The sequence below is a fragment of the Sphingomonas sp. CCH15-F11 genome, from assembly GCF_001557005.1.
In the GTDB taxonomy this organism is placed as follows: domain Bacteria; phylum Pseudomonadota; class Alphaproteobacteria; order Sphingomonadales; family Sphingomonadaceae; genus Sphingomonas.
Genome location: NZ_LSKG01000085.1, coordinates 1 through 14,113, shown reverse-complemented (window position 1 = coordinate 14,113; position 14,113 = coordinate 1). Strand labels below are relative to the sequence as shown.

The following is a 14,113-nucleotide window of genomic DNA, read 5'->3' as shown; positions in this document are numbered from 1 at the left end:
TGTTGAAGCGGGGAAACACGTGGGATGCGTGCTTATCGGCTGGCCTGCCTATCCCCGGATTGCAGCATAGGAGAACAGACCGGGAATATTCAATACGCAACGCCTGGAGAGCACCATAATATCGGGGAAAATAGGCACCGAAAGATCAGGCAACAGCGGGCGGATGTTCACACCGCCTTCTTCCCTGTCAGCGGCACGACTTTGCCTGAGCCAGCGGCTCCGCTCGCACAGAACCGCCCCCACGCTTCCATTAGCTTCACCCGCGCGCCCGGCTGGCCGGGCGTGCCGAGGTACGTCGTGCGGCGATAGGCGGCCTGCACCGCGTCGGGCGTCTTGTGCGCTAGCGCGGCTTCCACCACGGCATCGGGGAAGCCTTCGTTCGCGGCCCAATCGGTCAGCGCAGAGCGAAAGCCGTGGACATGATAAGGCTCGCTCATGTCGCGCAGCACCTTCAGAAGCGTCATGTCCGACATCGGCTTGCCCATCGCGCCGGGGAAAACGACATTGGTATCCACCAGCCGCAAGGCATCGGCCTTAGCCAGTACCGCTAGAGCCGCGTCGGACAGCGGAACCATGTGCGCCTTGCCTCGCTTCATGTGATCGGCGGGAATCGTCCACATACGCCCTTCAAGGTCAAATTCGGCCCATGTCGCTAGCCGGACCTCTTGCGAGCGCGCGCCGGTCAGGATGAGCAGGTCCAGCGCCAGCCGCCCAAAGGATGGCTTGCGGCGCAACGCGGTGAAGAAACCGGGCAACGCGACATAGGGCATGGCCTTGCGGTTTTCCCGCGCCTTCACCTGCCGGGGAAGACCGCGCCCAGCTTTCAGGCTGCTATTCCCCGAAGGCGCTTCGCGTGAACGCCAGCCCTTGGCGTGGGCATAGTCGAGCACAGCGCAAATCCGGTTGCGCACTTGCCGGGCGGTTTCGGGAATCTCCTGCCAGATCGGCGTCAGCACGGTGATAATATCGGCGGCAGTGATTCCCCCGGTGGGTATCTCGCCCAGCTTCGGGAAGGCGTAGTTTTCCAGACTGGCGAGCCACTGACGCGCATAGACAGCGCTTTTCCAGCCCGCTTCGTTCTCGGAGTGATATTGGCGGGCGGCGTCGCGGAAGGTCACCTTGGCAGCGGTTTCGCCCTTCTTCTCGGCCAGAACGTCGCGCCGGTCGATCTTGACCGCCTTGCGATACCCGCTGGCCTTCTCACGCGCTTCCGCCAGCGACAGCAACTTGGCACTGCCCAGCCCAATATCCTGCCGCTTGCCGTCACGCTGGAGTCGCAAGGTCCATGACGCACCGCCTCGTTTATCCACCTTCAGGAACAGCCCTTCCCCGTCCTGATAGGTGCCCGGATTCGCCAAAGCTGCCTTGACCGCCAGCGCCGTAAGCTTGCCCATCGCATTTCCCCCACACTTTCACGCCCCATTTCGAGAGGCCAATGTGTGGGGGAAAGCCAATTTCCCCCCACACTTCCCCCACACTTCGCTCCGGCTGCATGCGAACGATAGCGGACGAAGGGGGACGATTTCGGGATGATACGCTAGGTTTTCCGGGACTTCTAGGGACTTCGGTGAACGTCGGCGGAAAGGTTGGTGGTGGACAGGGCTGGATTCGAACCAGCGTACGCTCACGCGGGCAGATTTACAGTCTGCTGCCTTTAACCACTCGGCCACCTGTCCATTGGGCCGCCTTGTCAAGCGAGCGGGTGCCAATGCCGAAGCGGGCACCCCCTGTCAACGCCTTGCACGCCGCCGGCACCGACCCTAGCGTCACGCTCGATCATCTTCGGCACGAAAGGACCCTGTTTCCATGGCAAGGCGCGGCCATCGCCCCTCGCAACCTCATTCGGGCCGCCCCCGCTTCTGGGGCCGCCACGCCGTGCTGGCGGCGCTGGCCAATCCGGAGCGGACGGTGCGCAAATTGTGGGGCACGCGCGAAGCCTTGGCGGCGCTCGATCTGCCGCCGGTGCTGCAGATCACCTATGCCGACGTGGCCGACCTCGCCCGGCTGGTGCCGGGCGACGCCCCCCACCAGGGCCTGGTGGCGGAGGTCGAGCCGTTGGAGGACATGTGGCTCGGCGACCTGCTGGAGCAGGGGGTGAACGACACGCGGCCGATCCTGATGCTCGACCAGGTGACTGATCCGCACAATGTCGGCGCGATCCTGCGTTCGGCGGCCGCGTTCGACGCACTGGGCATCGTCACCCAGGACCGGCATTCGCCACCCGAATCGGGCACGGTCGCGCGGTCGGCATCGGGCGCACTGGAGGTCGTGCCGTGGGTGCGCGTCGTCAACCTCGCCCGCGCGCTCGACGAGATTGCGGAGGCCGGCTATTGGCGGATCGGGCTGACGGGCGCGGTCGACACGACGCTCGCCCAGGCGCTGGGGCCGGGCAAGGTCTGCCTGGTGCTGGGCGCGGAGGGCGAAGGGATGCGCCACAACACCCAGGCGCATTGCGATACGCTCGCCCGGCTGCCGATCGGGCCGAAGGTCGAGAGCCTCAACGTGTCGAATGCCGCCGCGATCGCGCTCTATGCGGCGGCGGCGCGCAGCTGAGCCCGGTGCGCGCGACGGTTCCCGCCCGCCGCATTCCACGCTAAGGGCGCGCGCATGACCAATCACAGCCCCGATCCGGCGATGCTCGCCAAGGCCGAAACGCTGACCGAGGCGCTGCCCTATATGCAGCGTTATGCCGGCGCGACCTTTGTCGTGAAATATGGCGGCCACGCGATGGGCGATGCCGAGCTGGCACGCGATTTCGCCGAGGACGTCGTGCTGATGAAGGCGGTGGGCATCAACCCGGTCGTCGTCCATGGCGGCGGCCCGCAGATCGGTGCGATGCTGAAGCAACTGGGCGTCGAATCGCGCTTCGTCGACGGCTTGCGGGTCACCGATTCCGAAACCGCGCGTGTCGCGGAAATGGTGCTGTCGGGTGCGATCAACAAGGAAATCGTCGCCTGGATCGGCGCGGCGGGCGGCAAGGCGGTCGGCATTTCCGGCAAGGACGGCGGTTTCGTGCGCGCGGCGAAGGTGACGCGCACGACGCGGGACCCGGACAGCAATATCGAAAGCGTCGTCGATCTGGGCTTTGTCGGCGAACCGGAGTCGATCGACCGTACGGTGATCGACACGCTGACCGCGGCGGGCATGATTCCGGTGATCGCGCCGATCGGCATCGGCGCCGATGGCCAGACCTATAACATCAACGCCGACACGATGGCGGGCGCGATCGCCGCCGCGCTGGGGGCCGAGCGGCTGTTCCTGCTGACCGATGTCGCCGGCGTGCTCGACAAATCGGGCGAGCTGCTGACCGACCTCGATCCGGACGGCGTCGCCGCGCTGCGCGCCGACGGGACGATCACCGGGGGCATGATCCCCAAGCTCGAAACCTGTGTCACCGCTGTCGCGGGCGGGGTGGACGCCGCAGTCATCCTGGACGGGCGGGTCCCGCACATCATGCTGCTGGAGGTCTTCACCCGGCGCGGGGCGGGCACGCTGGTGCGGCGATAGGCGAATCCACGCGCGACGGCGGCAGCGCGCGGCGCGGTCCGGCCGGGCTTGTTTCGGGTCGAGCCTTTCCTGTATCGCGGTCCTAACACAGTCGCTGGAGACCGGGCTTGACCACCTTCCTACTGATCCTGTTCGACATCATTCAGGTGCTGCTCAACGTCGTGTGGTGGATCATCATCATCCAGGCGATCCTGTCGATCCTGATCGCGTTCAACGTCATCAACACCTATAATGATTTCGTCGCGGGGCTGTGGCGCGGGCTCAACACGCTGACCGAGCCGGTCTATCGCCCGATCCGCCGGATCCTGCCCGATCTGGGGCCGCTCGACCTGTCGCCCTTCGTCGTGCTGATCGCGATCTCGATCGTCGGCGACATCATCATCCCGCGCATCGCGGCGGCGCTGATGACCGGCGTCGCCTGAACGCGGGTGGCGTGCGGCCGCGCCAGCGGCTAAGGGGCGTCGCCATGACCGCCGCTCTCATTGATGGCAAGGCGTTTGCGCTGGGCCTGCGCAACCGGATTGCTGCGCATGTCCCCGCCTTTTCGGCGGCATCGGGCGGGCGCGTGCCGGGGCTGGCGGTGGTGCTGGTCGGCGAGGATCCCGCGTCCGGCGTTTATGTCCGTGCCAAGGGCAAGGCGACGCTCGCCGCAGGCATGGCGAGCTTTGAGCACCGGCTGACCGCGGACATCGCCGAGGCCGATCTGATCGCGTTGATCACCCGGCTCAACGCCGACCCAGCAGTCGACGGCATCCTCGTCCAGCTGCCCCTGCCGGCGCATATCGATGCGCAGGCGGTGCTGCTCGCGATCGACCCGGCCAAGGATGTCGACGGCTTTCACCCGGTCAATGCCGGGCGGCTGGCAACGGGCATGCCCGGCTTCGTGCCGTGCACGCCACAGGGCTGCCTGATGCTGCTGCAGGACCGGCTTGGCAGCCTGGCGGGGCTGGATGCGATCGTGATCGGCCGATCGACGATCGTCGGCCGTCCGATGGCCGCGTTGCTGACCGCGGCCGATGCGACGGTCACGCTCGCGCATTCGCGCACCCGCAACCTTGCCCATCACGTCGCCCAGGCCGACATCGTGGTTGCGGCGGTCGGCCGCGCGCATTTCGTGCGTGGCGAGTGGATCAAGCCCGGCGCGACGGTGATCGACGTCGGCATCAATCGCGTCGACGGGCGGCTGACGGGCGATGTCGATTTCGACGGGGCGGCATCGGTCGCAGCCGCGATCACGCCGGTGCCGGGCGGCGTCGGCCCGATGACGATCGCGTGCCTGCTGCGCAACACGTTGATCGCGGCGCACCGGCGGGCGGGAGTCGCGCTCGACCTGGCCGCCGTCGACGTCGGCGCGGCCTGAGCGCGGGCGGGGGCATCGGGCGATGACCGAATTGTTCGTATCGGCGTTCATCACGCTGTTCGTGATCATCGATCCCCCGGGATGCGCGCCGATCTATGCCGGGCTGACCACGGGGGCGGGCGCGGCGCAGCGCCGGTCGATGGCGGTGCGTGCGGTCGGCATCGCCGCGCTCATCCTGGTCGTCTTTGCCCTGTTCGGCGAAGACTTGCTGCGCGTGCTGGGCATCAGCCTCGACAGCTTCCGCATCGCGGGCGGCATCATGCTGTTCCTGATCGCGCTCGAAATGGTGTTCGAAAAGCGCACCCAGCGGCGCGAGGATCGTGCGCAGAAGATCATGGACACCCCCGAGATCGAGGATGTTTCGGTCTTTCCCATGGCAATGCCGATGATCGCGGGGCCGGGGTCGATCGCATCGATCATGTTGCTGATGAGCCGCTCCAACGGCACCGCGGAATCGTTGGTCGTCCTCGCCGCGCTGGCGCTCAACCTGCTGCTCACCCTGCTCGCGCTGATTGCCGCGGCGCCGATCATGCGGGTGCTTGGCGCGAAGATCGAAGCGGTCATCACCCGCCTCCTCGGCGTCCTGCTCGCCGCGCTCGCGATCCAGTTCGTGATCGACGGGGTGCGTGCGAGTTTCTGAGACGACTAAGTCGTTACGCTCGCGAATTCTTTTGTTGCCGATATGGCACAGTCGTGCGCAAAGCGACGCCATCGCGATGCCCGATCTTTACAGGCCTGCCCCCTCCGACCATCCCATTGCGTCGGGGACGTCCGCGCGTTGCGAAGTTGAGTATGCGGCGTCCGATCGGCTCATGGGGGGTGGCTCTTCGCGTTGCCTGGGCCAAAGTGAAGGGTAAGAAAATGATCAAAGCCAATTCGACCATGCGCTCCGCATTCCGGGCCGGCGGCGCACTTCAGGCGCTGGCGCTGCTTGGCGCCGGGATGATGGGTAGCGCGGTGCTGGCCTTGCCGGCGGCGGCGCAGGATTATACCAACGTTACGACCAGCGGCCGTGTACAGAGCACGAATGGCGATCCGGTTGCCGGCGCAACGATCGTGCTCAAATCCGAGGCCCAGGGCTTCGAGCGCACCACCACCACGGATCGCAGCGGCAACTTCCGTCTGTCTCAGCTTCCGCCGGGCCGTTACACGGTTACGGTAAGCGCGCCGGGTTTTGATCCCTATTCCGAAGCGGGCGTGTTGATCACGCAGCAGTCGGCCGCAAACCAGTTCACGGTGTCGCCCGAAGGCGCGAGCGGCGACGACATCATCGTGACCGCGGGTCGCGTTCAGGTCGCCGATTTCGACCGCACGACGGTCGGCACAGTGGTGAATCTAGGCGATCTCGCCACCCGAGTTCCGGTCGCGCGCGACATCAGCTCGGTCGTCCAGCTTTCTCCGGGCACTACCGCAGGTGATACTGCGTTCGGAAACCTCCCAAATATCTCTGGCTCTTCGGTGGCGGAGAACATCTTTTACATCAACGGTCTGAACATCACCAATTTCCGCACCCAGCTGGGCGCTGTGACGGTTCCGTTCGACTTCTATGAAACCGTCGAAGTCAAGAATGGCGGTTTCCAGGCCGAGTTTGGACGCGCCACGGGTGGTATCGTCAACGCGACAACCAAGTCGGGGTCCAACGAGTTCAAGGGCGGCGTACTGTTCAACTGGGAGGCCGATGACCTCCGCTCAGACGCGCCCAACACGCTGTTTGAAGACAACGATGCGCGTGGCTTTGAACGCACGGATGCGATCGTTCAGCTTTCGGGGCCGATCATTAAGGACCGCGTGTTCTTCTACGCGCTTTATAATTCGCGCGACGTGAAGGAAACCCGCGCGTTCACGGCGCTGGGCACCGGCGGCACGCCCGCTGACCCCCGGCTGCTTGGCACGCAGTACCGGATCGACAGCCAAGACAGCCCGTTCTACGGGGGCAAGCTCGACGTCATCGTCACCGATGGACACCGTCTGGAAGGGACGTTCTTCGACACGCGCAACGTTGTCACACGCGACATCTTCGGCACCGCGGCCAGCGGTCGTCGTTACAACCCGACGACCAACGACCCAGGCAATTATGCGTCGACATCGGTGTTTCGTACCGGCGGGATCAACTATGTTGGCCGATACACCGGCACTTTCACGCCTTGGCTCACCATTTCGGGCGCGTACGGCGTGAATGAGGATCGCGATACGACCGAGCCGACCAATCCCGGCGTCTCGTCGGTGATCGATCAGCGTGGCGGCACGAGTGTGTCGATCGGCAACGCGACCCCCAATTCTTCACTCAACTTCGATCGTCGCGAATTCTACCGCGGCGATGTCGATATCTTTTTCAACCTGTTCGGATCCCACCATATCCGCGGTGGATATGATCGTGAAAATCTGACGACGAATATTACCACGGAGGCGAACGGGATTGGTCAGATCACGTTGAGCAATGGATCTCCGACGGATGAATTTGGTATCGTCGACGGCCAGTATGCGACGGTTCGACAGTTCATCAATGGTGGGGAATTCCGTTCGACCAATGAGGCCTATTATTTGCAGGACAACTGGTCATTGTTCAGCAATCGTGTGACGCTTCAGCTTGGTATTCGGAACGACAAGTTCTCGAACCAGACGCTCGACGGTACTGTCTATTATGACTCGGGCGATCAGTGGGGCCCGCGCTTGGGCTTTAGTGGCGACGTGTTTGGTGATAATACGACAAAACTGTACGGATCGTTTGGCCGCTATTTTCTGCCGATTGCAGCCAACACCAACAATCGTCTCGGTGGCGCGGAGCTGGATCAGGATCGCTTCTTCCGCTTTAACGGCCTCGATGCCAACAATACGCCTATTCTGGGCCAGCAGCTCGTGCCGCTGGGGGGCAGCGCCTGCCTCAACGGACTGACCGGCACCTGTATCGTTCGCTCCGATGGCCAGGCCGCGGATCCGCGGTCGCTGATCGCGGGTAACCTTCAGTCGCAGTCCGTCGACGAATATATCCTCGGTGTCGAACGCCGTTTCGGCAAGTTCCGCGTCAACCTCTTTGGTACGTGGCGCGATCTCAATGCCAGCCTGGAGGATTCGGCGGTCGACCCGGCGATCCGCGCCTATTGTACCGCGAACAACCTGAACGGCCCGAATGCCGACGGCGAAACCTGCCAGACGATCTTCAATGGCACGCACCAGTATGTGCTGATCAACCCTGGCAACAATGCGGTCGTCACCCTCAGCGACCCGGTGAATGGCGAAAGCACGCTGCGGACGGTCGAGCTGTCGGCCGATGCGCTGGGCTATCCCCGCGCGGTTCGTTACTATCGTGCGGTCACGCTGCAGATTCAGCGTGAGTTCGACGGCAAGTGGGGCGGTGAGTTCTCGTACACCTGGTCCGACCTGAAGGGGAATACCGAAGGGGGCGTGCGGTCTGACAACGGCCAAACCGATACCGGTGCCACGGTCGATTTCGATCTTCCCGGCCTGGCTGACGGCACCTTCGGCTTCGGCCCCAACCACCGGCGTCACAACTTCAAGCTGTTCGGGACCTATGCCCCGTTCTCGTGGCTAACTCTGGGTGCCAACGCGCAGATCACCTCGCCGCGTCGTTTTGGCTGCCTCGGAACCGTGCCGTCGTCGCGTGACCCGGATGCGGCACGTTTCTATGGCGCGAACGGTACCTATTGTAATCTGAACGCAGACGGATCGGTCCGCACCGCGCCCGCCGCAGCTGGCGAGGTTCTGCCGCCGCGTCAAATCGTACGCCGCGGCACGGCTTTCCAGTCGGATTGGCTGTACAATCTGAACCTCGACGCTGTCTTCACTCTCCCCACCGAGATAGCAGATGCGTTTATCCGCGTTTCGGTGCTCAACGTACTCAATCTCAGCCAAGAGCTTGATTTCGAAGAGCGTGGCACGCTGACATCGGGCGCGCCTCGGGCGGATTACCAGCAGGTGACGGTTTATCAGGCACCGCGCTCGGTGCGGTTGCAGCTCGGCGTGAATTTCTAAGGCGCTTGGCAGCAAAATTCGGGGCCGCCTCTCTAATGAGAGGTGGCCCATTTTTTTGACAATGCGTCGGCTGCGGTCCGCTCTGTAAGAGATTATGTAACGCGCGGCATCGGCGGCGCTTCGCTACCATCGATGGTTATCCTCGATCGCTCTTTTGCCGCTCCAGCCGGCCTTAACTCGGTGGTTTCCTTTATTCGACACGTCGCGCGCGAAACGTCCGTCCGCTTGAGAAGCGCACCAGATAGCTGCCCAGCGCGGCGCGGCGGATCGTTGCCTCCGACCCGACCTTGGGCGGAAATGGCACCATTTCGGTGGTTTCCCACACCGCGCCTTCCTCCACCACGAAGCGCAGCAAGCCGCCGCGCAGCACGCCTACGGACTTGAGCGGACCGGTCAGCTTGGCGACACCCTCGGCATCGCGCTCGTCGGGTTGCTGGCTGAACAGGCCGATCCGCGGCAGCGAAAAGCCGAACAGCGACCGCTTGGTGCGACGAATTTCCTGCCGATCCGTCACGATCACGTCCTTGCGCTCGACCGATGTGACGAGCGCCGCCGCCGCAGCGTCGAAGCAGCGCAGCCGTTCCGCATCGACCGCAATCGCCTGGCATCGTCGCAAGGACGCCACCGCGCCCGACGCGCTCGGCTCGTCTGCTGCTGCCTGCATCAATATCAACGGAACCAGCAATTCGAACGTCATGGGCTCGGCCTCTCCTGTGTTTTATCACTGTAAAACGGGTCGCGCGGGTGTGGCAACTGCACGCGGCGGCTGTGTCAAATTTGCGACAGATTAGCGGAGATTTTGGGTTCGTGCGGGATGGCCGTTGTCTGCGCAATCATGCTTCGCGTATTGGCGACACCATTGCGGCTTCATTACGGAGCCGCTGGTGCGCGCCGGCAGCCCCGGCGCGGTCAAGGGGAACAAAAATGTCTCTCAATATTCGTAAGCATCTGCTTGCTTCGACCGTGCTTATCGGCCTGACTGCGCTGGCGCCGGTCGCCCATGCGCAGGATGCGACGCCCGCGACGGAAGAAGAATCGCCCGAGTCGGGCGACATCATCGTCACCGGGTCGCTGATCCGCAATCCCAATCTCGAGGCCTCGAGCCCAATCAACGTCGTGAGCGAGACCGAGCTTCAGCTGCGCTCGATCACCAGCTCCGAACAAGTGCTTCGGGAGCTTCCGGGCGTCGTTCCTGGAGTTGGTTCGCAAACGAACAATGGCAATGGTGGCTTCGCAACCGTCAACCTTCGCGGTTTGGGCGCACAGCGCAACCTGGTGCTGCTCGACGGCGACCGCCTCGTCACCGCGAACCAACTTGGCACCGTCGACCCGAACAACATTCCGGTCGCGCTGGTGCAGCGCGCCGAAGTGCTGACGGGCGGCGCGTCGACCACCTACGGCGCAGACGCGGTTTCGGGCGTCGTGAACTTCATTACGCGCAAGGATTTCGCCGGCGTGCTCGCGCAGGCCACGAACCAGATCACCGAACAGGGTGACGGCAATATCTTCACTGCCGACCTGACGATCGGCGCGAATTTCGACGATGGCCGCGGCAATGCGGTGCTGAGCCTCGGCTATCAGGAAGCAGACCCGATCTATCAGGGCGCGCGCGACATCTCGATCTTTGAGATCAACGGCTTGAGCGGGCGCGGTGCCGGTTCATCGGCGACGTCGGTTCCGACGACGGTGACGATTGGCGGTGTCCGCAGCCAGCTCAACCCCGCCGGCACGCTGCTGGTACCGGAATATGCCGGGTTCAATTTCAACCCGTTCAACATTTTCCAGACGCCTTTCAAGCGGTTCAATATCTATGCGGCCGCCAATTATGAAGTTTCCGACACGATCGAGCTCTACACGCGCGCCGCGTTCTCGAAGAACGAGGTCGCGACGATCATCGCGCCGTCGGGTATCTTCGGCGAGGCGCTGACGATCCCGGGCAACAATCCCTACCTGCCGGCTGGCGTGCGCGATCAGCTCTGCACCTCCGCGGGTATTGCCCTTGGCACTGCTTGTAACACCAACGCGGCGATCCCGCTGTCTGCGGTGTTCCGTCGCACGGTCGAGCTCGGGCCGCGCATTTCGGACTATACCACGACGTTCTTCGACTATCGCGCCGGTGCTCGAATCAACATCTCCGACACCACGCGCTTGGATGTCTCGGCATCGTACGGCGAGAGTGATCTTGTTCAGATTCAGTCGGGCTATGTGCTGCGCTCGCGTGTGCAGCAGGCGCTGAACGCGAACAACACCACGACCTGCACCAACACTGCAAATGGCTGTGTGCCGCTGAACCTGTTTGGTGCGCAGGGCAGCATTCTGCCCGAGCAGGCTGCGTTCATCGCGGGTGAGAGCACGATCACGATCAAGAACCAGCTGTCGCAGGTCCGCGCGATCCTGACCGGCGATGTCGGCAGCATTTTCTCGTCGGGAGCGGAATCCGTTTCCTACGCAATTGGCGCAGAGTATCGCGATTACGGTTATGAACGCCTTCCCGACGTCCTGGCGGCAATCCCGGGCGAGCTCGGTGGCGCGGGCGGCGCGGTGCCGCGCTTCGCTGGCAGCTATGACGTCAAGGAAGTGTTCGGCGAAGTTATTGCGCCGATCATCGCTGATACGCCATTCTTCCACTCGCTGACGCTTGAGGCTGGCATCCGCTATTCGTCCTACAATGTGGAAGCGGCGAGCAGCCCCAGCTTCGATTCCGTCACCTGGAAGGCAGGCCTGAGCTGGGAGCCCGTTCAGGACATTAAGCTGCGCGGCAATTATCAGCGGGCGGTTCGCGCGCCGAACATCAATGAGCTGTTCTCGCCGCGAAACATCCTGCTGACCAACCTCGCGATTGATCCGTGTCAGGGCACGCGACCGGTCGGCAACGCCGGACTCACGGCGGTCTGTCTCGCACAGGGCGCCCCGGCTGCTACGATCGGCCGAATTCCTGCGCCGACCGCCGGGCAAGCCCAGTCGCAGCAGGGTGGCGATGTCAACATCCAGCCTGAAACCGCCGATACGTTTACCATCGGCGCGGTCATCAGCCCCGGCGCTCTGTTCGAAGGGTTCACGCTGTCGATCGATTACTACAATATCATCGTGAACGATGCGATCACGGCCCCCACGCCCGCCGATGCCATCAACGCATGTTTCGGGGCCACGCCCGCAACCGTGTCGGCGGCTGCCGCTCAGACGGCGGCGTGCACCAACATCCGCCGCAGCCCGGCGGACGGGAGCCTTTCGGGCTCGCCGACCAACACGTTCGGTCTGCCGCTGCTGCTGTCGAACACGGGACGCTTGGCCACCGACGGCATCGACCTGACGGCCAACTACACTCGGACCTTTGGCGATATCGGCCTCAACCTCACCTTCATCGGCAACTGGACCAATAATCTGCGCTTCCGCAGCTTGCCGACGTCGGTGAACCGCCAGTGCGTCGGCTTTTTCAGCGTGAACTGCAGCCCGGACAACGGTCAGATCGCACCGGAGTTCTCGTTCCAGCAGCGCACCACGGTGTCGTTCGGACCGGCTGATGTGTCGCTGCTGTGGCGTTATATTCACCCGGTCGAGTACGAGCCGGGTCTGACGCCGCTGTTCAGCGGCACGATCACGGGCACCACGCCGCTCGTCGGCACCACGGAGAACTTCAACACGATCGGAGCGTATCACTATTTCGATTTGTCGACCCGCTTCCGTATGAACGAGAATTTCGAGTTGATCGGTACGGTAACCAACCTGTTCGATCGTGATCCGCCGCTGACCGGCAGCAACGTCGGCTCCACCGGCGCAAATAGCGGCAACACCTTCCCGGCGACGTATGACGTCATCGGTCGCCGCTTCAGCATCACGGGTCGCCTGACCTTCTAATTACAGGTGACTTCGACCAAAATGGGGGGAGCGGCCAATGGCCGCTCCCCTTTTTGTTGGCGGGCAAGACCTTACCCGGCATGGCCGCCGCAACGGTTGCCGCACCGCAAAGCCTGTGATCTAGACACGCAATGACCACCCTTGATCCCCGTTTGACGGCTGCCCTGAACGCCGCCGCGAATGCTCGCCAGGCCGGGAACGCGGCCGAGGAACTGCGCCAGCTCGATGCCGCGTTCGCCATTGCCCCCGATGACCCGAGAGCAGCGAATGCGCGCGGGATGCGGGCGCTTGCCGATGGCGACGCCGAACTGGCGCGCCGGTGCTTTGCCACCGCCACCGCGGCCGATCCGGGCGAACCCGCGCTGTGGATGAACCTGGCCACCGCCAATCGCCAGATCGGCGATGACGACGGTGAGGCTGCGGCGCTGGACCGCGCGCTGTCGATCGACCGGCTTCATTTCATGGCGACGTTGCGCATGGCCGAATTGAACGAGCGGCGCGGGCGGCTGGCCGATGCGGCGCAGGGCTGGAGCGGCGTGGTCCAGATGGCGCTCGCGCTCCCCGAACGCCCGCCGCGGGTTGCGGATGCGCTCGCCCGCGGTCAGGCCTTCCTGGCTGCGCACAATGCCCAGCTCGCCGATCGCCTGGACGCGGAGCTAAGCGCCGAGCTGGCAGCAATGGGGCAAGCGGCCCGCCGATTCAATGCGTGTATCGACCATGTGCTTGGCCGCCGCGCGATCTATACCAACCAGTGCCACGGCATCCATTATCCCTTCCTGCCTGCCGACGAGTTTTTCGATCGCGCCATGTTTCCGTGGCTGGACCAAATCGAGGCGCGCACCGATGCGATCCGGGCCGAGGCGCTGGCGCTGCTGAGCGAGGGCGGCGCGGATATCCGACCCTATGTCCGGCAGGATGCCGGGACGCCGGAGAACAAATGGTCGGCGCTCGATCACTCGCTCGACTGGAGCGCGTGCTTCCTGTGGGAATATGGCGTCCGCAACGAAGCGGTCTGCGCGCGCTGTCCTGAAACCGCAGCCGCGCTCGACGCGCTGCCCCGCAACCACATCCCCGGCAAGGCGCCATCGGCATTCTTCTCGATCCTGGCACCCGGGGCGCACATCCCGGCGCACACCGGCGTGACCAACACCCGCGCGATCATCCACCTGCCGGTCGTCGTGCCCGCCGGATGCCGTTTCCGGGTCGGCGGCGAAACGCGCGATTGGCGTGAGGGCGAGGCGTTCGCATTCGACGACACGATCGAGCATGAAGCCTGGAATGACAGCGCCGAACGCCGGATCGTCCTGATCTTCGACGTCTGGAACCCGCACCTGACGCCGCAGGAGCAGGCGCTCCTCCAGCGCTTCTATGCGATCTCCGACGCCCGGGGCTAGCAAGGGC

The 14,113-nt window shown here is 64.0% G+C and carries 10 protein-coding genes and 1 tRNA gene; 8 read left to right on the top strand and 3 right to left on the bottom strand.

The window, feature by feature from the left end; all coding sequences use genetic code 11:
* Positions 1-167: 167 nt before the first annotated feature.
* Both AX709_RS07950 and AX709_RS07945 read right to left on the bottom strand, forming a co-directional pair.
* Complete coding sequence (locus AX709_RS07950; RefSeq protein WP_066548538.1) at positions 168-1,394, bottom strand: tyrosine-type recombinase/integrase; 1,227 nt, start codon at positions 1,392-1,394, stop codon at positions 168-170.
* Positions 1,395-1,590: 196 nt separating this feature from the next.
* Positions 1,591-1,676: transfer RNA gene (locus AX709_RS07945), tRNA-Tyr, on the bottom strand.
* 130 nt (positions 1,677-1,806) lie between these two features.
* On the opposite strand from AX709_RS07945, the gene rlmB reads away from it, so the two are divergent.
* From rlmB to AX709_RS07915, 6 genes are all read left to right on the top strand, one after another.
* Positions 1,807-2,553 (top strand): 23S rRNA (guanosine(2251)-2'-O)-methyltransferase RlmB, encoded by a 747-nt coding sequence (gene rlmB / locus AX709_RS07940; protein WP_066548535.1) that lies wholly within the window; start codon positions 1,807-1,809, stop codon positions 2,551-2,553.
* Positions 2,554-2,607: 54 nt separating this feature from the next.
* A complete protein-coding gene (gene argB / locus AX709_RS07935) occupies positions 2,608-3,507 on the top strand; it encodes an acetylglutamate kinase (protein WP_066480276.1) in 900 nt (299 codons plus the stop codon).
* Positions 3,508-3,614: 107 nt separating this feature from the next.
* Complete coding sequence (locus AX709_RS07930) at positions 3,615-3,929, top strand: YggT family protein (RefSeq protein WP_066548533.1); 315 nt, start codon at positions 3,615-3,617, stop codon at positions 3,927-3,929.
* A 44-nt stretch (positions 3,930-3,973) separates the two neighbouring features.
* Complete coding sequence (gene folD / locus AX709_RS07925) at positions 3,974-4,867, top strand: bifunctional methylenetetrahydrofolate dehydrogenase/methenyltetrahydrofolate cyclohydrolase FolD (RefSeq protein WP_066548530.1); 894 nt, start codon at positions 3,974-3,976, stop codon at positions 4,865-4,867.
* Between the two features lie 22 nt (positions 4,868-4,889).
* Positions 4,890-5,507, top strand: coding sequence for a MarC family protein (locus tag AX709_RS07920; RefSeq protein ID WP_066548527.1), 618 nt, complete (start codon positions 4,890-4,892; stop codon positions 5,505-5,507).
* A 221-nt stretch (positions 5,508-5,728) separates the two neighbouring features.
* Positions 5,729-8,857 carry a TonB-dependent receptor gene (locus tag AX709_RS07915; protein WP_066548519.1) on the top strand — a complete coding sequence of 1,043 codons (3,129 nt, stop codon included), beginning with the start codon at positions 5,729-5,731 and terminating at the stop codon, positions 8,855-8,857.
* Positions 8,858-9,047: 190 nt separating this feature from the next.
* Here the strand turns inward: AX709_RS07915 and AX709_RS07910 are convergent, their stop codons facing one another.
* Complete coding sequence (locus tag AX709_RS07910; RefSeq protein ID WP_066480267.1) at positions 9,048-9,554, bottom strand: hypothetical protein; 507 nt, start codon at positions 9,552-9,554, stop codon at positions 9,048-9,050.
* A gap of 47 nt (positions 9,555-9,601) precedes the next feature.
* Between AX709_RS07910 and AX709_RS07905 the strand changes: the two genes are divergently transcribed.
* Positions 9,602-12,712, top strand: a complete 3,111-nt coding sequence (locus AX709_RS07905) for a TonB-dependent receptor domain-containing protein (protein WP_331709705.1) — start codon at positions 9,602-9,604, stop codon at positions 12,710-12,712.
* A 131-nt stretch (positions 12,713-12,843) separates the two neighbouring features.
* Complete coding sequence (locus AX709_RS07900) at positions 12,844-14,106, top strand: aspartyl/asparaginyl beta-hydroxylase domain-containing protein (RefSeq protein ID WP_066548517.1); 1,263 nt, start codon at positions 12,844-12,846, stop codon at positions 14,104-14,106.
* Positions 14,107-14,113: the final 7 nt, after the last annotated feature.

Excerpts from the sequence above, each read along its gene's own strand:
- AX709_RS07950 (WP_066548538.1), bottom strand. The coding sequence starts at position 1,394 with ATGGGCAAGCTTACGGCGCTGGCGGTCAAGGCAGCTTTGGCGAATCCG.
- rlmB (WP_066548535.1), top strand. The coding sequence starts at position 1,807 with ATGGCAAGGCGCGGCCATCGCCCCTCGCAACCTCATTCGGGCCGCCCC.
- argB (WP_066480276.1), top strand. The coding sequence starts at position 2,608 with ATGACCAATCACAGCCCCGATCCGGCGATGCTCGCCAAGGCCGAAACG.
- folD (WP_066548530.1), top strand. The coding sequence starts at position 3,974 with ATGACCGCCGCTCTCATTGATGGCAAGGCGTTTGCGCTGGGCCTGCGC.
- AX709_RS07920 (WP_066548527.1), top strand. The coding sequence starts at position 4,890 with ATGACCGAATTGTTCGTATCGGCGTTCATCACGCTGTTCGTGATCATC.
- AX709_RS07915 (WP_066548519.1), top strand. The coding sequence starts at position 5,729 with ATGATCAAAGCCAATTCGACCATGCGCTCCGCATTCCGGGCCGGCGGC.
- AX709_RS07910 (WP_066480267.1), bottom strand. The coding sequence starts at position 9,554 with ATGACGTTCGAATTGCTGGTTCCGTTGATATTGATGCAGGCAGCAGCA.
- AX709_RS07900 (WP_066548517.1), top strand. The coding sequence starts at position 12,844 with ATGACCACCCTTGATCCCCGTTTGACGGCTGCCCTGAACGCCGCCGCG.